The following is a 23,623-nucleotide window of genomic DNA, read 5'->3' as shown; positions in this document are numbered from 1 at the left end:
AATTAGTATTTAACCTCTTGCTTGAATCCAGCTTCAGTTATCAATAAAACTTTATTTTTCTTGTAGAATTCAGCTCTAAGTGGAACGTGCGCATCAGCCAATGAATCAAGAACTTGAGTAATCACGCCATCTTCATCACCAGAATCAAGGAATTTTCCTGTCATGGTAGCTTTGTGCTCAATCATGTAATCAACTTTTAGAGAGTCATCCCAGTGAAGCTGCCAACCCGCCTTTTTAGACCAGTCTTCTAGGTTTTTCTTCAATGTTTTACCAGGAGTTAAAACCCAAACCTCAGGCACACGGTTTGCTAAGTGTTTAGCCAGGCTAGGTTTTTCCTTTCCTGAAATGCCGATAGACTTTTCAACTGGGTTGATTACAACATTTAGATTGTTTTGTTCACCGATAATCTTAATAGTGTCTTCCCAAGAGTCACTGTTTGATTCCCAGCTAACAGGTTTCTTTTGAATGCTTTCATCAATATGAACCAACCAACCATCATCTACAGGGATGTTTGCCTCAGCAGCTACGAAAAGCGGTACGTTTTTACCGTAACCAAACGCTTTCTTTTCTACTTTTGCTTTCTCTTGCATGACGAACTTACCGTAGTCTTTGGATTCACCAACAACTACAGCACCCTCATCCTTGTTAGAAAGTTTTTGATTCAGCTCGTTATCAATTACAACTGACTCTCTAACCAACGGAGAAATATAAAGTTCTGCTTGTACGAACGGTGCAAATGCGCCTGATAGTGTAGCGATTGTTGCTACTGACAGCATTATCTTACTTTTTTTATTTGTCTTTTTATTATTAATCATTATTCTGACCTCGAATTTTAAATACAATTATATTTTTGCTTTCTTAAAAAATCAATCTGTTTTTATATGCTAATTAAATTAATTTTCTGTTTGGTGGTCTATTATACCTTCTATTACCGATCATCATTGTTCTCAATTTTCTAAACAGCATGTGCAAATCCATGCCTTTCGATGATAGGTACAACAATGCAAAACTTATAGTTAATATTATACCGAGCATAACCCAGCTCGGTGATAGCATTAAGAATAAGAAAGGTATGCTGATCAAACCATCAAACACAAGAAACTTTACTTTTTTATTTGCGTGTTGATACATGACTGTTCCTTTTATTTATTCGTATTCTTTAAACAAGTCTTGAGCATCTTTTTCAGAAATTAAGCCAGCATCTAATTTTCTCTGAATATCCACACACATAGGTCTTCCCCATTTCTTAATTGCGTGTTTAATTGCTCGTGTTAGATTATTCATATTGTCATATAAATATTCCCTAACCTCACTATTAAATATCAAATACTCTCTAATTGCCACCCGCTTCCCGTCTAAAGTATTTATTAATCGCTGAGCTATGAAGCATTTCGCTTCATTTATTAAATCAAATCTTGCTTTTTGTTTTTCAGCATCTGAATCAAATAGACCAATAAAGCGCTCAGGTGTAGAAGACACAGTATTTGAGTGTAAGGTTGCAAAAACAAGGTGTCCAGTGTTTGAAGCTTCAATGCTTACTCCACTAGTGGCTTTATCTCTTACCTCACCAACTACAATCATTGTAGGAGCCATTCGTAATGTGTTCTCAACACCACGACTAAATGATTTGACACATGATCCAATCTCCATTTGGCAAACAATGGATGAAGGCATATCCAATTCTTCGTAGACATATTCAACTGGTGATTCAACAGTCACAAGGACATGATTTCCTTCTTCATCCAATAAACTTTCAGATATTAATGATGAAAGCAATGTGCTTTTACCATGACCTGTACCACCCGCGACCAAAATAAGACCTTGTCTAGAGCTTGTAACAACATCAATTAATTCCTGCTCAACACCAAGATCTTTAGCTCTTACAATTTCAGTAGAAAGCTTACGAATAGTTATTGAAATGCCATTTGAACCTTGTGTAATGTTTGTGATGCCGTTAACCCTGAAGCGTCTGCGCCTCAGAACTAGATCTTCTTTACCAGGAACATTAACCTGCTCTTTCATTTCGTATGCGGTATCTATTGGCTCAGCATCACCTAAGCGACCAACAGCCGATGTCCCGTCTAAAACTTGAACTAAAGATCTTACCTCGTTAATTTTGAGCTTTCTTTTTGATACAGGAACCATACGACCATTAACACGCATCCAAATCTTATTGTTTGAATATATAAAAATATCCGATGCGTTGTGATCGTGCATATGAGCAAGGATTCGATCAAGCTGTTCCTTAGTTTCCACACGAGGGGGAATATCTAGAATGAACTTACTACGGTCAAACATTGATTTTGCGCAGAGGAAACCTCTGCGCCTCCATTATTATTTATTGTTTTTATTAATTAAATTTATTTTCATAGTCTGGCTTTTCAATTGGTGCTCTGTATGAGCCTCGACTATCTAAGATTAATGCATCCCATTTTTCAGGGTTTGTGTTAAATCCTGCGCCTACCTGAAGCTTAATTACACGCTCGCCTTCACGCATGTGAGTTTCAGTTCCCACAACTTCTTGGTATGAGCTAACAACAATTGGTTTCTTAGACTTATTGATTAAACTTAATCTGTAGAAACGCCACATGCCATTATAGTCACGACCCAGACTTTCTGACCTTCTAGCCATTTCCCTGTCAGCTTGGGCTTTTCCTGACTCCCATCCTTGCGCAACCCATTCTTTCCAAAGCTTCTCTTCCATAATTGATTTTGGAAGCAATACATTTGGTGGGGATGATATTTCAACCTCTCTATCAAATAGAAGGTATTGTCTCCAGTTTGGGGCTGATGTTACCAATCTGGCTTCTCTTAACTCAAGCCAGTCTTTATCCGCAAGAGTTATCGTTTTTGCGTCATCGGACAATTTTATTGAATTATCAATTTCTGCAATTACTGGTGGGAGTAAGTACAGCTCATCATAACCATCAGATGTTAGTTTCATTAACGTATTGAAGTCGAAAACACTATCAAGATAATCAGATTTTTCTCGAATATTCTTTTTCAATGCGTCCATATATGCATAATAACCGTACTGAGCACCCAAAGATAAAGCTGCATCACGCTGAGCCTTTTGTCTTTGACCCTCTTCAGAGATAATATCTGATTTAGCAACGTTTGGGTTATATTTCAGAGAGGCGATTTCATCAATCGAGTTATACGCACTTGCACCAAACGACATTAGAGCGGCTGCAATGCTTGCCACTAGAGTAATTTTCTTAAAGCTCATATAGCCTCCTATTACTCTACGTTTTTATACACGTATCTAATTAATTTAGCATCTGGATATACTTCGATTCGAACATTATTACCTGTTTGCATACCAACTTCTCTGAGGAATTCAGAAAGAGGTTTGGTCGCTTTAGGGATTTTCACCCAAGGTTCTTGGAATGTTCCTAGAGGCTTTCCGTATTCTTTGTATGTGTACCCAGCCATTTTAGCTAAGGCTCTTGTTACTACTGATGCTCGATCCGTAATACCAAATTCAACCACAGACTCAAAACCAGGTGGCACAGCTAGAGCTTGAGCTTCTTTTTGCTTATGTTGCTCATCTGTCAAAGACTCTAAGGATTTAGCTTCTTGCATTTTTGCAATTAGTCTAAGCTCATCACGAGCTTCAATAGACACATTCATTAATGTTTCTAATGCTTTGCTATTGGCAAGTGAAATATCTTCATTAGGGTTATTCGCAGCTATAGATGAACAACCAGTAGTTGCCAACACTCCCAAAAAGATTAAACTTTTATTTATCTTCATTTTATTAATCACTTATGTTTGATTGTGTTTATTGTTAATTTTATTTGAGGTTAAATATATACTTAATTAAATAAAAAATCAACATAGTAAAGCCCGCATAGCGGGACTTTACATTAAACGATGTTTGCGTTTTGTTGTGTTAGCCTGTCTGCTATTTGGGCTATTACTGACTCTTCTTCAACATCCTGAGCTTGGTTTTTTAACGATTCAATATATTTCTTCGCACTACCTGACGGGAACTCTTTTGCTAGAATTCTTAGTGAAGAATGTAGTCCGATCTTTCTAACTAGTCTTCTACGTAAAGCGACATCATCAGGAGTTGTTGAATACGCCCAAACCTCTTCCGCACCTAGCTTTAGTCTCAGAATTTGCTCTACACCATCAGTCTCGTCAACATCTGCAATATACAAGAAAGTTGAGCCTTCCTTGCCTGGTCCTCTTACAAAGTTACGGAATCCAACCATTGAATCCGCAGTCGGACTCAATTTATCAACGATAGATTTTTGAACTTCACTTGAGATACCTTTTGCCATAACAAAAATACTTGTCGCGAATTCGATCATGCTCTTGTCGAAATCTTCCAAGCTTTGGCTCAGCAAGCTAACGATTACGCCGTATTTTCGTCCTTCACGAATATCCTGTTCTGCTTGAGAGCGTACCTGATCAAAACCTCTGGTTCGATGGAATTCGTCCATTGCTAATTTTTTAGGAATACCATCTTCTTCTTCAATTTTCTTTCTATGATAGTCATAGTAATCAGGGTTAATTTCGACTAACGTGTCTTCTACTACATAAAAGTCATTACACGCCACCGTTCTTGCTAACAAGAACATTAATGCGGCTTGTTTGTTAGCCTGAGCACCACCTTTCTTAGCTACGTTCTGCAAGTCGATTGATAAGATTCGTGCAGAAGAAACATCAATAGCCGATGGTTGTGTAAGAACAGGAAAGTCTTTTAGTGATGATGTAATCATCTGAGAAACAAGACTTAATAGTTTTTCACCCTCGATTAATGCATCCCCGTAAATACCCTTAATTTCTGAATCCTGTACTAGTGAAGTAAGATCAGAAAGTAGAGGCATAGCGAAGGATTGGCATTTCGAAGCGGCTTCAATTTCATTACGCTTAAAGAATCTATCAACAAGACTCCACCAACTTGTGTCCTCTGTAGCCTCGATACCATATTGGTCAAGTTTTTCATCAACCATATCGCTCATACCAGGCTCATACAGGTTAGGAGTGTTCTCATCCTGTCTGTATGTATATGCGGCATCAATTAGGGCTGAACAGACCTCAGGTAAGCGAGGAATGGTTCCTTTAGTACCTGCTGGTGTCAAAAGCAACTCAAGAATGTTCGCCTGCGCTTGCTTATCTACTGTTAATGGATGTCTATTACCTAGCGGAGTAAAGAAGAAGTTTATGGCTCTATCCGCTCTATTCTCAAGCGTAATTGCTTGAGCTTGATATTTAAGATGTTCAGGCAATGCATCTTGTATCATCTCAACGAATGCTCTAGAAGAGAAACCGATATCGATGATTTTCAGTCTTGGTAGCTTTGTATTACCAGGCTTTAGTATTAGAGCCATATTAAGAGCTGATAGCTTAAAACTTTTACCGCTACCAGGTGGTGCGTAAGTTAGCTCTGAAGTATTCTTCTGAATTGCACTACCAGCCGTTTGAGGGTAAATTTTTCCATCATGAGTACCAAAGATCATTGAGCCTTGTTCCCAAGGGCTGTATGGTCTTGTAAGCGGCAGCATGTATAGAACATCCCAAACAGGAAGCGGGAATGCAGCCGCAATCTTATTGGTGGATAAAGCTGGCAAAGTGCCAATCCATGATTCAATTGGATCGCCTAGTTCATCAATAACATCTAAACTACCCCACTTCTGTAGCTGCTGATTGATAATTTCTTTTCTTTCGATTAACTCATTGTAATCTCTAGACCAAGTACACATTGATACCTGACATGAAACTAGAGTGTTGTTGATAGCTCTATCTATCAGCTCTTCAGCAGCATCTTTTATCAGCTTGTTATTGGAGTTCGAAAACTGCAAGAACCCAGCAAATGCTCTTTTGCTACCCAATTTACTAACAATTGTGTCATGACCAGTTTTTATTGTTAAATTTAAACGCCAAGGAATCTCTTTTGGAATGTTGTCAAAAAGAGCGCCAAACATTGTTGGTTTATCTTGGCAGCTTTCAATCATCAGCGGTGCATAGTACACATTGTCATGCTTAACTGAAGAATAGTCTTCATCAGCGTGTTGAGGTTTTCTGCCAAAAATCTGAAAAGCGATATCTGCATTACTAAGATGGCTAAGATCAGCTTCTTGATCTACCTCCCTTACTAACTTAGCACTAATCTTGTCACCCAAGAGAGAAGGTTTCCAATCGGAACTAGTTGAGTAAGGCTCAACTTGCTTTTTTATCTCAGTAATGAATTCGTGGTGGTCAAACTGCTCAATGAAACACTGTGTTTTTAAAGTTCCAATTACAGAGTCACAAACACCAATATGAGGAATCCTTAAAGCATCCAAGCCAACGAAAGGTGATTGACCATACTTACCAGGCTTAACGCCTACTTCTTTCGCTTTTTCACTACGAGCATCTAAAGCTGCTTTTGTTTGAGCGCGGCTAAGTGCTGCTGGTGTCGTCTTGATGGTAATTAAACATTTCTCAAAAACTAACGATTCAGACAGAACTTTTTCGCGTTCATTAATTAAACCTTCAAGATCTAATTGAAGTCTCTTCATGGTTGAACGAATAGGTTCTAGCTGCTTTCTTACGATGTCTTTCGATTGCTCAGGATCTCGAATAAACACAAACTCAATAACATGACCTGGATCTTTAAGTTTCTTTGAAAGCTCGTCAGTCAAAACACTAAGTATGTCTTTAAATCCATGTTTTCCAAGCATCTTGTACGAACCCTTAAGCTCGTACATAGAGATTAAGCCACCATCTCTGGTAGCCCAAATCCCTTTATGCTTGCTATCGAAATACGGCGCTTCTAGTTCACAGTAGTCATAAACGCCTGCTTTAAATGCGCTAAATAGATTTGATAGTAAACTCATAATATTTATTCTTTATTTAATTAATTTATTAATATATTTTTTATTGATTAAATATACTGGATTTCTTCTTCGCTTTCAATTTTTTGAGCTTGGTTTTCTTGTTTAGTTATTATTTGTATCAATCTTTGTCTTCTTTCATGCTCTGGAGCGAAGATAGTGTTATTAAGTTCGATAACGACCTCTTTATCCATCACTCCATTTTGATTGAGATTGCATACTTGGTAATAAAAATCTAAAGAGAGAAGTTCGTTAAAATCTTCAGGAATTCCATCCGTTTCAAATAGTTTACTCATAATTACTCACCCATGAATCTCATTAAAGGAAGAAGCTTATTTTTAAACGCAAGTTCTTTAGCGACATGCTCTTCACCGCTTTTAACATATGAGACGATTCTTCCTGTTCCATAGGATCCTATTACAAATCCGTGTCTAGAAAATGACCCCGCTGCTCTGCCACACATAATACGATCATAGGCTCTCATATAAGCACCTATAGCACTTACGTTATTGTACCCTTTGACATATAAAGGTGACGATAAAGCTACCCAAGCATTTTCCAGAAGCAAACCTTTAGAAAGAGAATATTCACTTTCATCTGGAATTAATATTTCTGGCAGATCTAAATGACCAGATTCAGTATGGAAACCGTTCATAATTGATACCTTTGAATACTTCGAGATCTCAATTATTTCTGGAATGGTTGCCCAACATCTGATCATATTGTTTGCTCCAGCTCCAAATTTCGAGTGGTTTACATATGACTCATCAGTACTCAACACCGATACCTTTAATATCCCCGCGTTTGTTTCAGACATATTTTTAAGCTTATCAATGACAGCATCTGTACCGCGTATTTTAGAGCCATCTTCAAATCCAATAATTGTTTCTTTATTTTCCTTGAAGTTTAAAGGTCGCCAATTGTTGTTTAATGGATATTTCTGAGACAAAATCCATTTAGCATATGAGCCTCTTGGAAATATAAACTGAGTAGCCTTACTTCCTTTTGGAACAAACTTTCCAGTCATCGCCTGATTTTCTTGAGTGGATTGCTTTATCGCCTCAATGATCATGCTCGCCTGGTTCCCTTTGGGCTGACTTCTCCACTCTTGTTTTAGCAAAACACTTTGCATAGCGTTAGTGTATCTGTAGCTAGCTAAGCTGTTGTCACTCATCCCAAGGTTGGTTATACCCAACAAATGGACTCCGTGAAGTATTGAAGATAATTTTTGACATAAAACATCAGGAGTTTCATTCGTTCCAATTTCTTGAGCTAAAACTGATAGCTTACTTCTAAAGAATTGCTCATCTACTATGTTAGGAGTTCTAACTAAGTTTAGGTTTTTGTATTCAAAATAATTTAAGTTAGTAACCCAGAAAACACTGCTTTCAAGCTCACTAATACCTGTAATTCGTCTTGATTGGCTACCAGCTACCGAACACCATCCTGAACTACCTACTTTGGTTTCATCAAACCAGCAAACACCAATTTTCAAAATCATACCCTCTTACTGTTCAGGTAGCTCGCTACCGCATTATCGGTATCAGCATCACCATGTTCATTCTCAAACCATTTAAGTAATCTTGCCGAAGCGTTATCAATCCATTTATCTGGCGGGTTGTTTTTATCATAAAGTTTACGCCAATATTCCAACTGCCTTGTAAACCCTGACTTGGACGGAAGGAAATAAATACCTTCAAGCTTCTCTTTCCTTTTACCATAATCACGCTCGCTTAAGCTAAGGAGGTGTCTGGCAAGCAATTCAGGCTTGCTCGTTCCAATTACTCTCTTTGCATTTACTGAGAGTAGATGTAGGCGGTTATACAAAGATACTGCATTTTGAGCGAACTCCTTATTTGATGAACCCTCAGCTAACCATAAAAATCTCACTAAAGAATTAAGTGATGCTTGAGATAAACCGTGCTTAGGATCAATATGAATTAAATCCCCCATCTCTTTCGCGCCAGCATGACCTAAATGGTGACACATGTGGCAGAGTGGGCATACGGTAATAAGGTTGTCTTCTTTGTTGTTGTTGTGGTTGTCATCAATATGGTGAACATCCTGAAACTTTTCAGCTTTAAAACCACAGCATTGACAAGAAAAGCCATCGCGCTCTAACACGATCTTTCTATTTTTCTTGAACTCTGGATTGCTCTCATCAGAAAATGGATCATCAACACGAAAAGTGCTTCTTTTGACTGATAGTATTATTTCTCTAATCTTCATAATTTAATAATATTCTTTTTTATTTCGGATTATAAACCTGTGCGTTATTTTTATCAAACATAAAAAAGCCACCTGAAACGGTGGCTTTAAATTTTCTTAAATTTCGTTTTGTTATTCAGTAGCTAACACTACAAAGTTACCAACAATTAGATTTCCATCAAAGTCTTCACCAGTTACACGACCAAGACCTTTTAGTTCATCACCAATTTTAACAGGTGTCCAATCACCTGAAGGGCTTGATACTAAGTAACCTTGTGAGTACTCACCGCTCTTAACCCAACCAACAGCAACTTTTTTACCATTAATTTCTTGAGCGCGGTATGCACGACTATCAATTTCAGTTGGCTTAACCTTTGCTTGCTTTTCAGCAGCTTTCTTCTCTTCTACTTTTGGTTTCTGAGAGGTTTGCTGTTTCTTTGCAGGGCGATTAACCTTTGTGGTTTTGACTTTAGAGCGCTCTACATAGGTTTCATCAATGAAGTAATTGTCGCCAACAAGAACTAAGTATCCACCATCAGTCACATTTGTAACTTTTACGTAGTCACCCGCATTATTAAAGATTTCACCTTTAAAGAAAACGTTCACTCGGTCACTTGGCGTTCTTACGATAGACATCTCACCATCTAGGCTAGCTGTAAGAACCATGAATCCCTGAAGACGTTTTCTGCCATCCAAAAGCTCATCTTTCTCTTCTTCACTAAGGCGAACAACAGATAGCTTAGTTTCAAGCTCTTCGTAGATCTTCTTGATTTCTTCATTATCAGAAAGGTTCAGCTTGCTATCTTTAAGCTCTTGAATCTCTTTTCTAAGCTTAACGATTTCCGCATTCTGAGAGCTTGAGTCTGCAATTTTCTTCGTTAGCTCACTTTCAAGATCAGATTTGATGCTGCTAGACATAGTCTTGAATTTTGCTAAATATTTTTCTTCAAGTTCGCGCTCAAGATCATCCTTAAATTTATCCATTTCTTCTTTGGTCATGCCAGTGGATGCATTAGGTTGAACTTGAACTTCAGGTTTAACATTTGAAGATAAATCAAAATCGGAAACAACAGAGCCTTGATTTACTGAAGCGCCCGAATTCTGAACGATTTGTTCAGGAGTGCTTAAACCATCAATCTGGAGGTCATTACCAGTATTAACTGAAGCAGGTAGTACTGGAGTTGCTTTTGCCTCATTCAATGCTTGAGCCATGTTATCTCTAGCATCTGGCGCTACGGTGTCTGAAACACTCATTGCTGTATTTTGTACAGGAGCTGGAGCGCTTCCGCCAGCGATTGTAAGATATGCAATACCAGCCGTACCGATAGCAACAGCAACACCAGTGAAAGCTAGGATGCCCTTCATGATTGGACTCAAACCAGTTTTTGGTGGAGTTAAGTCTTCTTCATCTTCATCTTCTTCATCGTCGCCGTATGGATCTTCTTCAGTGGAATACGCATTTCCAAGTTCGTCATCTTGCAGCTCATCATCTTCCAACTCATTAATGTCTAGCTGATCATCCAAAGTATCGTCTAATTCTTTAGCCATATTTTAATTCTCTTGAATTTATTTTAGTTTAATTTTGCGCAAAGATAACATTAATCTGTTTATTATTCAACATAAAAAACATCATGCAGATGGTACTAACCTACATGACATCTATGTATTTTATTCAATGCTTTAACTAATAGTTGTTATTATTGGTAAAACGCATTATTGCGAATTTGTTTTAACATAAATTAAATCAAATCAGAACATTAGGCAAGATTTTTCATAGGTATTCATGTTAATGGAAATTCTTATCTGATGTATCTATTTGTTTGAGTAATAAAAAAACGAGGCGACTGCCTCGTTTTTTCTTATTGCTCTTCAACCTGAATCCCGTTTAAAAGCATGATTGCAATTTCTCTATTTGAGTCAACCTCAACAGTTGGATCTCTATCAAACTCGCGTTCAAAAATAGGAACAAGTTTTTCACCCGCTCTACCAATCGCATAAGCGATTTGGTCATCGGCATCTGGCAGTCTTTCAGTAATGGTTTCTGTTGTACCATCGCTGTAAGTTTTAGTTGTTGAGCCAGCCAATGAGTCAGCATAGCCACTAATAAATGCAGCCCCCATTAGCTTCATGTATCGCTCAAACGTATGTCGATCTACATTATCAGCAATACCTGAACGCATAGTCTCTAGGTCTAGTGCTACAGCGTTAATACTGTAATCTTTACCGTTCAGAGCTAGCTTATTAAACATGATTACAGCTTTCTCGCCTCTTCTCTCAGGCATACCCAACAGAACACCTCCTTTCAAAGGTCCCTCTTGAATAATAATAGAGCGAACATAAGAAAGCTCATCTGTATTTACGCCAATTTCTAAAATCGCGTAATAGATGGTGCCAGGTGTTACATAAGCCATAGAGCTTGTATCGGCAAATCCCATAGGGTTAGCTAAATCCTGGATAGTTGAATTTGTCGTTACGCCAGCACTACTAGTTACTTTACCTTGTTGAGTAGGACGACCAGCAGCACTATTACTTGCTTTTCTCAACTCATCGAGTTGAGTTACCTGATATTGCTTCGCTCTTTCGTTCACATCTTTTAGTCGAGAACCATCCGTTAAGAAATCTGCGATTGGCGCGGCCTCACCAGTATTTTGATTTCCTCTTGAACTACCAGATGATGAACCAGTTTGAGTATAGTTAGCAGTTACAGTAGAAGAGCTATTTCCAGCAATACCATTGCTAACAATGTTCTGTGAAGTTGCCATTCTTAGTTGCTTAATCTCGGTCAGCTTACCTGTCTCTTGTGCAAGGAATGCATCTCTATCAAATAGTGGGATGGCAGGCACTAATGGCTGTTGAACCTGCTGCACTTGTTGATTTTGATTATTTAGATTTCTGCGGTCTTGACGAACCTCTTCTTTCTTTCTTGCCTCTTGGACACGAGTATCTAAACCTAAAACAGCATCTATATTTGCTTTTTGCTCAATTTCCTTTTCACGCTGATCCATTTTATCAGTCATTTTTTCTTCATTTTTGAGCTTTAGCGATTCTAAGTAGGATGCTTTTCCATTTACAGCTTCATTAAGCTTGTCCTTCTTTTCTTCTTCATAAATTTTATTGATAATTTCAGATTGCTGACCAGACTCAGCAGCAGTCTCTATCTGACTGGTGCTTGGTGTTGCAGTAATCTTTACTTCACCGTTATCTGTATTCAGCATTGCGTTATTAGAAGGGAGAGAGAACATTAATGCTGTACCCAACCCCATTGCTACTGCACACGCGACTAAAGATACTTTTACTGGTAACGGTATATCTTTAAACAAACCTTTTTTCTTAGCCATCTTTATTGCCTTTATTATTTAAATAAGCTGCTTTTATGTTTAATTTTCACATCAAAAGATTCTTTAATTGAAGCTTCAATCATTTCACCATCTACGAGGAATAAGAAATCTTCTGTTGCTGGCACTTTATATACCAAGTAACCAGAAGGTGTTGTTTGAGCTTCTTTTGGTAATGGTATAACTAATTGATGTTTGCTTCGGATGTACAAGTATCCATCTTTGAAGAATGCTGTAGCTTCAACACCTTCGATTTCGTAGCGTTTTGAGTTTTGAATAAACTCACCATTAGCAACACTTACAAGTAGAGGGTCATTGACACCAACCGTCTGAGTGGCTACTGGAATCAATTTTGCGTGTGGTCCTGGTTTAGGAATTCGTACAGATAGACGTGAATCATTGACTGTATCGCTACCTACCAATCGGATAACAATACTTACATCCAACCCCTTAAGATGAATAAGAGCGTTTGACTCAGCAAAGTTTCTCATAACCTCAAAGCCAGCGATGTTTTGTCTGTCACCAATCTTATGTCTTTTAAATGCTGTAACGTCTCCAATGATTTCACCTTCGATAGGCCAAGGAGCGCCAGTCTCATCATAAAATACAACAGAAGAAGCTAAGCCTTTTACAACATTAATAGTTACTGGCTCTGATGCGCCTACATCGAGATTCACTGTTCTAATTTGGTTTTTAATATTTTGAAGAGGCTTGTTTTGGGATTCTTCAATATTCTTTGAAAGTTTTCTAAGCTCAATAACTTCTTGCGGAGTTAATGGGTAAGATGATTCTTTGGTCGATTCCCAGTTTTTTCTTCGCTCTTCTTCTTTCAATACTGAACGAAGTTTTTCTAACTGCTCTTGCTCATAAAGATACTTGATCAAAACGTCTTTTTTTTGTCTTAGCAACTGAAGCTCTTCAGGAGTAAAATCTGAAGCCATCATAAAACCCTGATCATTCTTGAACGTAATTGTTTGTTCTTGATATTGAACAGGCGCTGGTGGCTGACTTTGTTCAGTATTTTGAGTATTTGCATTCGCTCCAAAAGCTGTTGTTACAGAGAGTGCAAGAATACCTAATTTAGTCTTCATTATTTATTCGCCTTTCTTATTTTTTTCTTAATATGATTTTTGAGATTCCCATTCCTTTAGGGTCTTCTCTTAAGCTAATTCGTTCTACTTCTATGGCAAACACTACTGTGTCGCTATATACCTTGGTTTGTGTGCGGTATGTTAGTAAACCTTCCATTTGCAAATGCCAGGTGTACTTTCCTGTAGAAGAGTTGTAAAACTTCTTGGTTATTACAGGTGTGTGTGTTGGCGCAAATGCAACAATCAGTTTGTTTCGGATGATTGTGTCAAAGTAGCCTTCGCTATCTAAACTTTGAACTAGCGCTTCACCACCTGACTGAGTGAACCACTTCATAGATGATTTTGCGATCTGACTTTTCATATTGTGAAAGTTCATATCGAAAGTTTCTATGATTGCTTCTTGCACCCATGCAGATACGTTAGCGTCTTTTTGGTTTGGTGTGTTAAGAGCAACCATTTTAACCATTCGTCCATCATTGGTAGCCGCGAAGTATACGTTCTTGGTTGTGCTTGAATGCGAATAAATCGCTAGACCCACAGAAACAACCAAACAAACTACAGATGTTACAGCCAGTTTAACAAGTGAAGCGTGAGCATCTTTGTAGAACTCACGCCTTTCAGCTACAGCTACTTGTTTTACAGGTTTACTTTTTTTAGGTGTTTTATTATTCATTTTTATTCCTCTACTAAACCTTTAGCACTACACTTGCTCTTTTCACATTGATAAATTTTTTGTGTGTGACCACTATAAGTTGATATGTAGTAATCCTCATCAAATGCACCGTAAAGCTTAAAGCCACTATACATAAGAAGCGCAATTACCAAGTAACAAGAAACAGTGAATGCAAAAACAAGCAGACGATATTTACGCAAGTGAGTAACAAACTCTTTTCCAGAATTTAAGTCAATTAAAGCTGATTCCTCATCAACCATTGACTCAAACTTTTTTATCTTTTCGCTCATATCGTTCATTTTTATATGCTTCTTTATTTTTTATTCTTAATTTCGTGAATAATATCACCAATAAAAAACTCTCTCAACAAATTTGAGGGAGTTTTTTAATCATTTTAATGGATGGAATTCTATATTGCGCTTAGTTTGATTGCAAAATCTGGCTTTTTACCAAGGCTTTGTATCTTTGCCTAACTCAACTTTTAAGACACTCGACTTTTGCATGGAAAAATAAAGGGGAAATCTTACTGGCACATTGTTTTGCCAAGGTTGGCAGTGAATATGCCAAGGTTGGCAGAGGAAATGCCAGTGATGGCAGTTAAAGTGCCAGTAGTGGCAGAAGAATTTTGAGGTGTTTTTGACTTGGTTTTCATAAGAACTTCGTTTTTGAAAGTTCTATCCTTATATTAGAATTATAACTTTATAATAGTTATAACAGTTATAATAGTTATAACATATTTTCTAATCAAAGTAAATACAGAAAAGAATAGTTTTTATTGTACTTTTTAATGGGTGTTCTTTGTTATTCCATAGTTTGTTGGTTTTATTATGTACTGGTAATATTGTAATTCAATAAATTTTTATTAAGTGGGATATGATTGAGTGTTAAAAAGATGTTTGGCTTAGTTGTAATGTCTTCTCTGCTTCAGTAGGCATAAGTTTTTGAGATCGGAAATAGAAAAAAGAGGCTTAGCCTCTTCTTTTTGATAATTCAGTTTTTGCCTGATCTATTGCTGATTCCAAACCAAGTTTCTTAATGTTAAACCTAATCTTCTGTGCAGGCTTTTCTGGATCTTCTGAATAGGTAAGTACAACATAAAGGAGCTTTCCTCGACTGTAGCCATAAGATAGACCTGGCTCTAGTTCTGGAAGTTTTGTGTTTTTCTTGGACTTGCGCTTTTTAGTATGAAATGTTCTTTTCGAGATTGATCTGCCAAAGTGCTTTTTATAGATTTCATCTCTAAACTTTATCGCTTCATTTCTTGTATTTTTAATAGAGCCATATTTTCTGTAATGGAAGTTTTTCTCGATATCAATCTGGGGGATTCTAACCACGATCCCCCAAGATAAATCGCGTAAGTATTTTTCATTAATATTCTTACACGCTGGCATTGTTTTTACTCTTTTGTTTCAAGAATCGCTTCTTCTGCGTTACCAGAGTCTTCAGCAACACTAGACTTATGAATATCCATAATCTTAGTGTAAAGCTCTTCAAGAATGCCTAAGCGCTCTAGTTCAGCACATGCCTTTTCACGACCTTGACCAATTTGATTGCCGTTCATTGAGAACCATGCACCAGACTTGTCAATTAGACTGTTTTTGACTGATAGATCCAGAATCTCACCTGTGCGGTTAAACCCTTTGCCATACATGATTTGAGTATTTGCCTCTTTGAATGGAGCGGCGATTTTGTTCTTAACGACTTTGATTCGAGTTTCGTTACCAACAACTTCATCGCCTGATTTGATAGCGCCTGTGCGACGAATATCAAGACGAACTGAAGCGTAGAATTTTAATGCATTACCGCCTGTCGTTGTCTCGGGATTACCGAACATAACGCCAATTTTCATTCGGATTTGGTTAATGAAAACACACATGCAGTTTGATTGTTTCAAGTTACCAGTGAGCTTGCGCATAGCTTGAGAAAGCATACGTGCCTGAAGACCCATATGACTATCACCCATCTCACCTTCAATTTCGGCTTTAGGTGTCAATGCGGCAACAGAGTCAACAATCATTAAGTCAACCGCCCCTGAACGAGCTAGAGCATCACAGATCTCCAGTGCTTGCTCTCCTGTATCAGGTTGTGAAACAAGAAGTGAGTTAATATCAACACCCAACTTTCTTGCGTATACGGGATCTAGAGCGTGTTCAGCATCGATAAACGCACAGGTTTTACCAAGCTTTTGAGCTTGAGCAACCAATTCAAGAGTTAGAGTTGTTTTACCTGAACTTTCAGGTCCATAAATCTCAACGATACGCCCCATAGGAAGACCGCCTGCACCCAATGCAATATCCAACGCAAGAGAGCCAGTTGGGACGGTTTCGATATCCATAGTTCGGTTATCGCCAAGTCGCATAATCGAACCTTTACCAAACTGTTTTTCAATTTGAGAAAGTGCAGATTCTAAAGCTTTTGACTTATCAGTGTTTTTTGCTTGTTTTGACATGTTTGAATACCTATGTGTTTTTTATGTTGGATTCGAAATCTACACTAGAAATTTCACTAAATCAAGCTTTTTTATCTTTCAAAAAAAACAGTTGACTATAGTTTGAAAACAATTTATATGATTATCTATATATAATATTAATAATATATTTATAATTACTATGTTTTAATATTTATATAATAAAAAACATTAACTATTTAATTAAAATTACTATAATAATAAATATTATTAATAATAAATTTATAATTAAACCAAGATACAAGTATCTTGGAAGATCAATTTTCTTGTTACTTGATCATTGTTTAACACTAGATTTATCAAGTTAGAAAGATTTAAAGAAATCGTAAAATCACCGAAGGTGTTTAATAATTAATTTAAAATACTAATACACAGGGAATACTCGGACAACACTGAGTGTTTTTGGATATTAATAGATTAATATTCCTTTATTTAGGAAATACTCGGACAACATAGAAAATTTTTATTGATCTTCATGGATTGATCTGTGTAAACTCTTGCAACACACAAAACACAAAAAACACAAACACAAAATGAAAATTAATAAATTTAATGATTTCCTTGACGCTGTCGAGGATGCACTTCTCTATTCGAAAGAAACTATTTCCTGCCAACACGGTCTGGAAAAGATCAATTATGCCCTTTTTAGACTTTCAGATATTCGACTGGAAACCCCTAGTCGTGAGGATGAGAGTTTCATTGAGTACGTCTGTTCAGAACTAGCGAATGAACATGAACTAGCTTTGGAAGAACAGGCAAGGCTTTCTGATGAAAATCAAAAATCTTTATATTTTGAATCTACTGCCCTATCTACACCTCCGATTGAAGATTTGTCACAGAATTCAACTTTAGAAATGACTCAGGATAATTCTGTATCTGAACAGGATAAACGTTTAGAACTGATTAGGGCTGAGTTGGACGAGGATGATGATGTTTTCTTTCAGTCACAAGGTGAACCAAGCTTTAGTACTGGTCATTTTGGTCAAGCAGTAAATCCTTCCAATCATGTAAGTACTTCAGCTTTTCAAGCTGATACTGCATCTGATATTGAAGTGGTTATCGATAAGAATAAACTATACAAGAAGTATATCTCAGTAATGATTGAGAACGGTCATTCTGGTACTTCAGTTGAGTCCATAAAAAAATCAGCTATCTTTATCGATAACTTCTCGCACTATATTAATTCAAGCTTCTCACCAAGCATGAGTGTTGATTCTCTTATTGAGTCATTTGCAGTGGGTGGTGATGCAAACAAAATCTTTGGTCATAAGAAAGTTATGGGTGATTTGATATTGAAAATTCCAGAATCATATTTCCAGACTTCTGTTAGCCGATCAGGACATGAAGCAACTAAAGATAATATTGATCGTGTTAAGAATTGCTTCGTCTCAAAATTTGTTTTTGATAAAAAGTATTCTGAGATTATGAAAGAAGCGTTATTAACTCTTGATAATGATTCAGTGATTGATCTTCTTATGGGATTTGACTAATGAATTTAAATGAATTTACTAACTACACTAATGCTGTTAAGCAGCTAGTATCATTCAATAAACATTTTGGGTTTGATGAAGATGATATCAACGTTGTTGGGGCATATTGCAAAGATTGTCATGACAGTGGGTTTCTCGTTGATGAGGACATATCCAATCTTGTAGATTTCAGTCATGGTTTGAAGATTATGACCAGTGATGTTCCATGCGATATGTCATTTTTAGTTGAAGCTAGTATGGTTGCTAGCCGTTCTATTGAAGAAATCGTTGATGAATTCATTTCTGATAGGAAGAATGATTTTTTCGACTTCAGCGGCGATGTTGATTTGGTTAGTACTAAAATCATATCGGCTGATAAATGTCTCATCAGAATTAAAAACATTCCATTCACAGGTAAGTTAATAGTTAAAATCAGGGGTGAGTTGAAAGTTCTCTTTTCATTTTATGTTTTCGATAGAAAAGAAAGGCTTTCTATTGTTCCTGACGAGGTGGGTTATGTTTTAAAAGGTGAGACTATTCTGGCAAAAGGCAAGTTTGGAACTCCCCTACCTCTGTAGGGGAGTTTTTTATTACTTCATTTCTTTATTGTAGATTTCTTCCATGACATCGAATGCTATGTCCCAACTGCTAATCTCACCAATGTTCAATACGTATTGCCCATCAATGATAAACGATGGTGTGCCTGAGATGCCTGATTCAAATGCCATTGCATTTGCTTTCTTAATCTTTTCAGATACTGACTTTGATTCCATTTTACTTAAAAGCTCTTCTTTTTTGATGCCTTGAGACACTACAAAAGAAATGAATTGATCTTCGTTTGCGAGCTTGCCGTTTACAGCTTTTTCTTGAATAAGAGTATGAACATCTCCCCTACCCATGTCTTCGATGGCAAAGAATAATTTTTCTAGAAAGTTGTTTCCTGGTGAGCCAATATGAAGAACCTCTACAACATCCTTACCTTCATCGAAGCTTTCAACTTTAGGAACTACTGAGTTACAGTGTACGCATAGGTAGTTAATGTATTCTACTACTTTGCCTTTGTACTCAGGGTAGGTTTTATCAAGCTTCAAGTAGTGCTTACCTAATTGGTACTTGCCATCTTGTTCAACGCTTACGCTTGAAGTTGAGTCTTGAGAGTCTATTGTGCTTTGTACGTAGTATCCAGCGCCTGTGAATGCAGCAGCAGCTACAAATGCAGCAATGGCGAGTTTGTTGGTTTTCTTATCGTTCATGTTTTTTTTCTTCTATTGTTTGATTTTTGATGTGGTACAATTTTATATAAAGAATAAAAAAAATCAAATTTAAAATGTTTATACGACAATTAACTAAAAACACATACAACGATTTAAGCTTTAGCGATATTGATAATAAGGTCATTATCGAGACACCTTATGCAGGAAACATCGAGTGTAACTCAGAGTTTACTAAGGCATGTGTACGAGATTCACTTATCAATCACAATGAAAACCCTCAGTGTCTTCATCTAATATATCCTAAAATTATTAATGATGAGGATACTAGTGAAAGAAGCCTTGGTCTCGGTAGGAGCTTTGTCATTCATAAAAAAGCGAACAGGAAGATCTACTATCTAGATAGAGGTTTTACTGAAGGCATGAGGGAGGGGTTTGTTCATGCAATCGATAATGGTATACCTGTCGAGTTTAGGTGTTTATCAAAGGATAAAAAGGTTCAGCAGTTTATTGATTATGCAAACTCTTTAACTTTAAATCCCGATGATGCTTTAAAATTTATTGTGTCAAACATTGAGAAGCTTAAGGATATCGCATTGCCAGTTGGTTCTTTTGGTGATTACACAAGGTTTAGAATTGATAGTTTCTTAGATATTGAGGCTATAGAGAAAGCAGGATTTCAAGAAAAATATTTCAAGATTGAAGATCGCGTGTTTATGAGAAAACTACTGTTGGAAACAGAACATGCTCCGCTTATGCCTGAGATGCTTCATCATCAAATTTTTAAACCCGAATTGGCGATAAAAATGAGAACGAAGATGTCTTCTTGGAATCAAGCATGTGATGGATTTGTAGTATTGGTTGACGGGATGTCTTTCAATGACTTGTTCACAGTGTATTATCAAGCGAAGTCAAATGGCAAGTTTGTGCTTTTTAAGTCTCTTGATAATGAATTGAACAATAAACTAGTTGATGTATCTGATGTGAAGTCGGTAGATGATATTTTGCGTAGTCATGGGCGAATAAATCAGGACTTTGGAGTTCACAAAAACTCTATAGGTGTGTTGTTTAGACGTGATTTTAGGGAAGAGTTTAGTATATAGGAGCGAAAGCTCCTTTTTTAATTGAATAATTAATAGGCTTGTTTTATATTGCGCATGAAATTTAATAAAAGCGTGAATGAATAAAATGATTAAGAAAAATATCGTAGCTCTGTCACTTGGATTCTTGGCTTTGAGTGCAAATGCAGATACTACAGATTTCAAACCCCAAATACATAATGGATTAAAGAGTCAGCTTGCTGAAGTCCCATATCAGGCGAAGCTAATTATTGAAAGAACCGATGGTAATCTCGTACAACATTCTTTGTGTGGAGCGAGTATTCTTGACAGTAGTGTTCTTCTAACAGCAGCGCATTGTCTTGAGAATGTTGGAGTAATGAATTTTACTCAGGCGTATGTTACATACCTAGATTTTGAAGATCCAGAAGCGCCAGTAGAGAAGATTTTTAGTGTTTACCCTAAAGATGTTGCTATACATGATTTGTGGGATGGTAATATTGAAAATAAAAACGATATTGCTGTTATCTATGCCGAAGATCAGCTTCTCAATGCTAAGAAAATTAAGGTGGCAGATGAATCCAGTGTTACGAGTATGATGACTGAATTCGATACCCTTTACGCGCATAATGGTTCTAATACTGGAAACCTTTTAGCTAGTGGATATGGTCTTGATGAGAACGATGTATCTGATGTTTTGAATAGAGTTATGCTAACAGGTGTCAGTCGAACATATTGCGAAGATATGAAAGCTGGAGGCGGAAATTCAGATGATATTATCTGCACTAAATCTCCTGATGTAGAAGTTAATTACGCTATTTGTAGTGGTGATAGCGGTGGTCCTTTAGTTTGGAAAGATAAAGATAATGTAGCTGATGCAGACTTTGGACTTAGATTGGTTGGTGTTACTTCTTACGTTAGTGTTACCAAGATTGATAAAAAATGCATAATGAAAAATGATAATGAGCACGGTGGGTTTACGAAAATCAGTTATTACTATGATTGGATAAACCAGGCTGTTGATTCATTGTCAGGTTTTAATGGGTACGATGTAACAAGTATTCAAAATGTAAGCTATGACTTTAATGTTGACCCGTTTATCAATTCTGATGAAGCTGAAGATGAACCTGAATATTCTGGGCTGATTAACTCTTCTAAGAGTGGTGGTAGTAGTTCAACGTTATCTTTATTAGGGTTGCTTGGATTTGCCTTGATGAGAAGAAGAAAATAATAAAAACCCCGACACAATGTCGGGTTTTTTTTACTTCATCATGGCTCGAATGATATCTTCTGGTTCAGCGTAACCTGGTATTGCTATACCGTTTTCACCAAGAATGTAAGGAGTACCTTCAATTGCCAGATTTGAAATGTCTTTGATATGGGTTTGTAGGATCGATAAATCGACATCTTTTACGTATTCGGCTATATCGGGTTTCTGTATGTTCTCATGGAACTTCTTGATCATAATCTCCATTCTTTCTTTTCTTTCAGCTTGTGTCTCAGCAGAGATCATGTAGGCGAGAGCCTTGGATGATAGCTTTTCTTCACCGTCATAAATTGGATACGGGATGTATTCAATACTAATACCAGCATCAAGATACTTTTGTTCATTATCATGAAGCTTATTGCAATATCCACATCGAGGCTCAAAAAACACTTTAACTTTGATAAGCTCATCTTTAGATTTTGCTTGTACTCCATAACCAGTCAGGTTATCAAAAATTGATTTATGAAAATCGGAATACAAGCTGGATGTGTGATTATAAAGCTCACCTGTAATCTCATCAGAAGCTAAGATTGAGTTTCTTGAGTAAGAATCGCCAACAATGAAATGCTTTAAATTCTGATCGCCATAAATAACCTGACCAGTTTTTAGTCTAACAACATTAAAGTCAGATTCTTTATCATGTTTGGCGAATACAATGTCTGACACTGTCAATCCAGGTAAGGTTTTAATTGTTGCTTCTGCAATTTCTTTGTTTACAAAATCATTTGCTAAGGATGGTAGAGAAATGACTGTTAGCGCTAGAGCAAGAATGGTCTTTTTCATTATTAGTTCTCATTTATTGATTTAATTGTTTATTTTTTGGGATTATAAAGGTTGGATATTAATTTGCAAGGTATAAAAAATGGGCTTTCGCCCATTTTCTTTATCTCCAGCTTCTACTTCCGTGGCAGTTGCTGTGACAGTTCGTATAACAGCCAGATGGGTTTTCATGAGCATTTGAGTGAGTTTCCTCAAAATAACCATATGGGTTGTACTTACTACTCCAGTCTGATTTGGCTAAAACTTCATTAATGTTAATCCCTAGTAACTCACCTTTTTCATTAGCTAGTGACTTAGCTAGTTCTTTATTTAATATTGAATTATTTCCGTTTGCGGACTGTAATTGAGCGATTGTATCTGCCAGATCATCAACTGATTCTTTATTTACTTTATCTTCTTCGATATTTAGTTTTTGATGAGCGGCAACCAATGCAACTGCGCTTATGGAAGCGGTAATTACAGCAGCAGGTATTTTATTATTCATCTTTTTTATTCCGTTTATTACTTTTTTGTTCATCTTAGTTCATGGCTGTATATAATGCAACCGTTTGAGTTAGCTCACGTTAGTGGTTTTTTGCTATTTATTACGTAAAATTTAACAAGAACGCTTGATTTTCTATTTTTATTGGTATATAAAAAGAGTGTATTCAAGCTTAGAGGATTGATATTTATGCCTAATTTTATTGATATGTCTTTTTCAAAGATAATTTTGACTTCGCTCACACTTTCTTTTGTGCTTTACGCAATCTCATCATTTGGGTTGGTTAGTGGAAGCCTAAAAACCATATTGGACTTTTCAGTAATTGCTGCTGGTTCAGTTTCTGTACTTTCTTTATTTTCTGTTAACAAGCATAAAGAGCCAGACGCAGAGGTTGAGGTTATAAACGCATAATTAAATCCTCAATCCTCTATTAAAAAGCCCGCGAAAGGTTAATCCTTAGTTGTGGGCTTTTTTGATCTTAACGCTACTGCTGATGCTCGCATCAGCTACAATGCTACTGTTGTCGCTTGCGACAACTACAATGTTATTATCGACACTTGTGTCGATTTTGTTTTTTACGCACAAAAAAGAACAGGAAGGCACCCCTTCCTGTTCCCAACACAAACACACATTTTCAAACACTTTTGAATCACTTAAGAGAATCCTTAGGCGATGTGGAGATATTATTACTTCAGAATTTATATGTCAAATAAAATCTCTGATTTTTTTAAATCTATAGGTTTGGTGAGTCATCAA

General features: G+C 36.8%; 24 protein-coding genes. 5 read left to right on the top strand and 19 right to left on the bottom strand.

The window, feature by feature from the left end:
• Positions 1–2: 2 nt before the first annotated feature.
• From R7Q39_RS10975 to recA, 16 genes are all read right to left on the bottom strand, one after another.
• On the bottom strand, positions 3–815 hold the full coding sequence (locus R7Q39_RS10975) for a toxin co-regulated pilus biosynthesis Q family protein (RefSeq protein ID WP_318076166.1): 813 nt from the start codon (positions 813–815) through the stop codon (positions 3–5).
• A gap of 73 nt (positions 816–888) precedes the next feature.
• Positions 889–1,131 (bottom strand): IcmT/TraK family protein, encoded by a 243-nt coding sequence (icmT, locus tag R7Q39_RS29290; RefSeq protein ID WP_411977337.1) that lies wholly within the window; start codon positions 1,129–1,131, stop codon positions 889–891.
• Positions 1,132–1,146: 15 nt separating this feature from the next.
• Positions 1,147–2,298, bottom strand: coding sequence for a type IV pilus twitching motility protein PilT (locus R7Q39_RS10970; protein WP_045592560.1), 1,152 nt, complete (start codon positions 2,296–2,298; stop codon positions 1,147–1,149).
• Positions 2,299–2,350: 52 nt separating this feature from the next.
• A complete protein-coding gene (locus R7Q39_RS10965) occupies positions 2,351–3,229 on the bottom strand; it encodes a type IV secretory system conjugative DNA transfer family protein (RefSeq protein WP_318076164.1) in 879 nt (292 codons plus the stop codon).
• An 11-nt stretch (positions 3,230–3,240) separates the two neighbouring features.
• Positions 3,241–3,756, bottom strand: coding sequence for a DotD/TraH family lipoprotein (locus tag R7Q39_RS10960; protein ID WP_038129328.1), 516 nt, complete (start codon positions 3,754–3,756; stop codon positions 3,241–3,243).
• Between the two features lie 113 nt (positions 3,757–3,869).
• Positions 3,870–6,830 (bottom strand): hypothetical protein, encoded by a 2,961-nt coding sequence (locus R7Q39_RS10955; protein WP_318076161.1) that lies wholly within the window; start codon positions 6,828–6,830, stop codon positions 3,870–3,872.
• A gap of 47 nt (positions 6,831–6,877) precedes the next feature.
• Complete coding sequence (locus tag R7Q39_RS10950) at positions 6,878–7,123, bottom strand: hypothetical protein (RefSeq protein ID WP_038129330.1); 246 nt, start codon at positions 7,121–7,123, stop codon at positions 6,878–6,880.
• A 2-nt stretch (positions 7,124–7,125) separates the two neighbouring features.
• The gene (locus R7Q39_RS10945; RefSeq protein WP_318076159.1) at positions 7,126–8,328 is read right to left on the bottom strand and encodes a hypothetical protein; all 1,203 of its coding nucleotides are present in this window, start codon (positions 8,326–8,328) and stop codon (positions 7,126–7,128) included.
• Complete coding sequence (gene icmJ, locus R7Q39_RS10940) at positions 8,325–9,056, bottom strand: type IVB secretion system protein IcmJDotN (RefSeq protein ID WP_318076157.1); 732 nt, start codon at positions 9,054–9,056, stop codon at positions 8,325–8,327. Before icmJ ends, R7Q39_RS10945 begins: the two co-directional genes overlap by 4 nt.
• A gap of 111 nt (positions 9,057–9,167) precedes the next feature.
• The gene (locus R7Q39_RS10935; protein WP_318076155.1) at positions 9,168–10,583 is read right to left on the bottom strand and encodes a hypothetical protein; all 1,416 of its coding nucleotides are present in this window, start codon (positions 10,581–10,583) and stop codon (positions 9,168–9,170) included.
• A 311-nt stretch (positions 10,584–10,894) separates the two neighbouring features.
• Positions 10,895–12,373, bottom strand: coding sequence for a DotG/IcmE/VirB10 family protein (locus R7Q39_RS10930; RefSeq protein WP_318076153.1), 1,479 nt, complete (start codon positions 12,371–12,373; stop codon positions 10,895–10,897).
• A 14-nt stretch (positions 12,374–12,387) separates the two neighbouring features.
• Positions 12,388–13,461 (bottom strand): IncI1 plasmid conjugative transfer protein TraN, encoded by a 1,074-nt coding sequence (locus R7Q39_RS10925; protein WP_020331567.1) that lies wholly within the window; start codon positions 13,459–13,461, stop codon positions 12,388–12,390.
• Positions 13,462–13,477: 16 nt separating this feature from the next.
• Positions 13,478–14,134, bottom strand: a complete 657-nt coding sequence (locus tag R7Q39_RS10920; RefSeq protein WP_318076148.1) for a DotI/IcmL/TraM family protein — start codon at positions 14,132–14,134, stop codon at positions 13,478–13,480.
• Between the two features lie 2 nt (positions 14,135–14,136).
• Positions 14,137–14,433 (bottom strand): hypothetical protein, encoded by a 297-nt coding sequence (locus R7Q39_RS10915; protein ID WP_045592536.1) that lies wholly within the window; start codon positions 14,431–14,433, stop codon positions 14,137–14,139.
• Between the two features lie 669 nt (positions 14,434–15,102).
• On the bottom strand, positions 15,103–15,525 hold the full coding sequence (locus R7Q39_RS10910; RefSeq protein WP_318076143.1) for a hypothetical protein: 423 nt from the start codon (positions 15,523–15,525) through the stop codon (positions 15,103–15,105).
• Between the two features lie 5 nt (positions 15,526–15,530).
• Positions 15,531–16,583 (bottom strand): recombinase RecA, encoded by a 1,053-nt coding sequence (gene recA, locus R7Q39_RS10905; RefSeq protein WP_318076141.1) that lies wholly within the window; start codon positions 16,581–16,583, stop codon positions 15,531–15,533.
• Between the two features lie 551 nt (positions 16,584–17,134).
• Between recA and R7Q39_RS10900 the strand changes: the two genes are divergently transcribed.
• The gene (locus tag R7Q39_RS10900; RefSeq protein WP_318076139.1) at positions 17,135–18,091 is read left to right on the top strand and encodes a hypothetical protein; all 957 of its coding nucleotides are present in this window, start codon (positions 17,135–17,137) and stop codon (positions 18,089–18,091) included.
• A complete protein-coding gene (locus R7Q39_RS10895; protein ID WP_318076137.1) occupies positions 18,091–18,648 on the top strand; it encodes a hypothetical protein in 558 nt (185 codons plus the stop codon). Before R7Q39_RS10900 ends, R7Q39_RS10895 begins: the two co-directional genes overlap by 1 nt.
• 12 nt (positions 18,649–18,660) lie before the next feature.
• Here the strand turns inward: R7Q39_RS10895 and R7Q39_RS10890 are convergent, their stop codons facing one another.
• On the bottom strand, positions 18,661–19,323 hold the full coding sequence (locus R7Q39_RS10890; protein WP_318076135.1) for a DsbA family protein: 663 nt from the start codon (positions 19,321–19,323) through the stop codon (positions 18,661–18,663).
• 74 nt (positions 19,324–19,397) lie between these two features.
• On the opposite strand from R7Q39_RS10890, the gene R7Q39_RS10885 reads away from it, so the two are divergent.
• Positions 19,398–20,384 (top strand): hypothetical protein, encoded by a 987-nt coding sequence (locus tag R7Q39_RS10885; protein ID WP_318076133.1) that lies wholly within the window; start codon positions 19,398–19,400, stop codon positions 20,382–20,384.
• Between the two features lie 76 nt (positions 20,385–20,460).
• Entirely contained in the window at positions 20,461–21,570 is a 1,110-nt protein-coding gene (locus R7Q39_RS10880) for a S1 family peptidase (RefSeq protein ID WP_318076132.1), read from the top strand.
• 30 nt (positions 21,571–21,600) lie between these two features.
• On the opposite strand, the gene R7Q39_RS10875 is transcribed toward R7Q39_RS10880, so the two are convergent.
• Both R7Q39_RS10875 and R7Q39_RS10870 read right to left on the bottom strand, forming a co-directional pair.
• Entirely contained in the window at positions 21,601–22,389 is a 789-nt protein-coding gene (locus R7Q39_RS10875; RefSeq protein WP_318076129.1) for a thioredoxin fold domain-containing protein, read from the bottom strand.
• Between the two features lie 100 nt (positions 22,390–22,489).
• On the bottom strand, positions 22,490–22,903 hold the full coding sequence (locus tag R7Q39_RS10870) for a hypothetical protein (protein WP_318076128.1): 414 nt from the start codon (positions 22,901–22,903) through the stop codon (positions 22,490–22,492).
• 153 nt (positions 22,904–23,056) lie between these two features.
• On the opposite strand from R7Q39_RS10870, the gene R7Q39_RS10865 reads away from it, so the two are divergent.
• A complete protein-coding gene (locus tag R7Q39_RS10865) occupies positions 23,057–23,278 on the top strand; it encodes a hypothetical protein (RefSeq protein ID WP_256430233.1) in 222 nt (73 codons plus the stop codon).
• Positions 23,279–23,623 lie beyond the last annotated feature (345 nt).

The organism is Vibrio sp. 947, assembly GCF_033339115.1.
Taxonomy (GTDB): domain Bacteria; phylum Pseudomonadota; class Gammaproteobacteria; order Enterobacterales; family Vibrionaceae; genus Vibrio; species Vibrio alginolyticus.
The sequence above is the reverse complement of the archived record's forward strand: the minus strand, read 5'-3'. Positions and strand labels throughout refer to the sequence as shown.

Coding starts and splice junctions, on each gene's coding strand:
- R7Q39_RS10975 (WP_318076166.1), bottom strand. CDS start 815: ATGATTAATAATAAAAAGACAAATAAAAAAAGTAAGATAATGCTGTCA.
- icmT (WP_411977337.1), bottom strand. CDS start 1,131: ATGTATCAACACGCAAATAAAAAAGTAAAGTTTCTTGTGTTTGATGGT.
- R7Q39_RS10970 (WP_045592560.1), bottom strand. CDS start 2,298: ATGTTTGACCGTAGTAAGTTCATTCTAGATATTCCCCCTCGTGTGGAA.
- R7Q39_RS10965 (WP_318076164.1), bottom strand. CDS start 3,229: ATGAGCTTTAAGAAAATTACTCTAGTGGCAAGCATTGCAGCCGCTCTA.
- R7Q39_RS10960 (WP_038129328.1), bottom strand. CDS start 3,756: ATGAAGATAAATAAAAGTTTAATCTTTTTGGGAGTGTTGGCAACTACT.
- R7Q39_RS10955 (WP_318076161.1), bottom strand. CDS start 6,830: ATGAGTTTACTATCAAATCTATTTAGCGCATTTAAAGCAGGCGTTTAT.
- R7Q39_RS10950 (WP_038129330.1), bottom strand. CDS start 7,123: ATGAGTAAACTATTTGAAACGGATGGAATTCCTGAAGATTTTAACGAA.
- R7Q39_RS10945 (WP_318076159.1), bottom strand. CDS start 8,328: ATGATTTTGAAAATTGGTGTTTGCTGGTTTGATGAAACCAAAGTAGGT.
- icmJ (WP_318076157.1), bottom strand. CDS start 9,056: ATGAAGATTAGAGAAATAATACTATCAGTCAAAAGAAGCACTTTTCGT.
- R7Q39_RS10935 (WP_318076155.1), bottom strand. CDS start 10,583: ATGGCTAAAGAATTAGACGATACTTTGGATGATCAGCTAGACATTAAT.
- R7Q39_RS10930 (WP_318076153.1), bottom strand. CDS start 12,373: ATGGCTAAGAAAAAAGGTTTGTTTAAAGATATACCGTTACCAGTAAAA.
- R7Q39_RS10925 (WP_020331567.1), bottom strand. CDS start 13,461: ATGAAGACTAAATTAGGTATTCTTGCACTCTCTGTAACAACAGCTTTT.
- R7Q39_RS10920 (WP_318076148.1), bottom strand. CDS start 14,134: ATGAATAATAAAACACCTAAAAAAAGTAAACCTGTAAAACAAGTAGCT.
- R7Q39_RS10915 (WP_045592536.1), bottom strand. CDS start 14,433: ATGAACGATATGAGCGAAAAGATAAAAAAGTTTGAGTCAATGGTTGAT.
- R7Q39_RS10910 (WP_318076143.1), bottom strand. CDS start 15,525: ATGCCAGCGTGTAAGAATATTAATGAAAAATACTTACGCGATTTATCT.
- recA (WP_318076141.1), bottom strand. CDS start 16,583: ATGTCAAAACAAGCAAAAAACACTGATAAGTCAAAAGCTTTAGAATCT.
- R7Q39_RS10900 (WP_318076139.1), top strand. CDS start 17,135: ATGAAAATTAATAAATTTAATGATTTCCTTGACGCTGTCGAGGATGCA.
- R7Q39_RS10895 (WP_318076137.1), top strand. CDS start 18,091: ATGAATTTAAATGAATTTACTAACTACACTAATGCTGTTAAGCAGCTA.
- R7Q39_RS10890 (WP_318076135.1), bottom strand. CDS start 19,323: ATGAACGATAAGAAAACCAACAAACTCGCCATTGCTGCATTTGTAGCT.
- R7Q39_RS10885 (WP_318076133.1), top strand. CDS start 19,398: ATGTTTATACGACAATTAACTAAAAACACATACAACGATTTAAGCTTT.
- R7Q39_RS10880 (WP_318076132.1), top strand. CDS start 20,461: ATGAATAAAATGATTAAGAAAAATATCGTAGCTCTGTCACTTGGATTC.
- R7Q39_RS10875 (WP_318076129.1), bottom strand. CDS start 22,389: ATGAAAAAGACCATTCTTGCTCTAGCGCTAACAGTCATTTCTCTACCA.
- R7Q39_RS10870 (WP_318076128.1), bottom strand. CDS start 22,903: ATGAACAAAAAAGTAATAAACGGAATAAAAAAGATGAATAATAAAATA.
- R7Q39_RS10865 (WP_256430233.1), top strand. CDS start 23,057: ATGCCTAATTTTATTGATATGTCTTTTTCAAAGATAATTTTGACTTCG.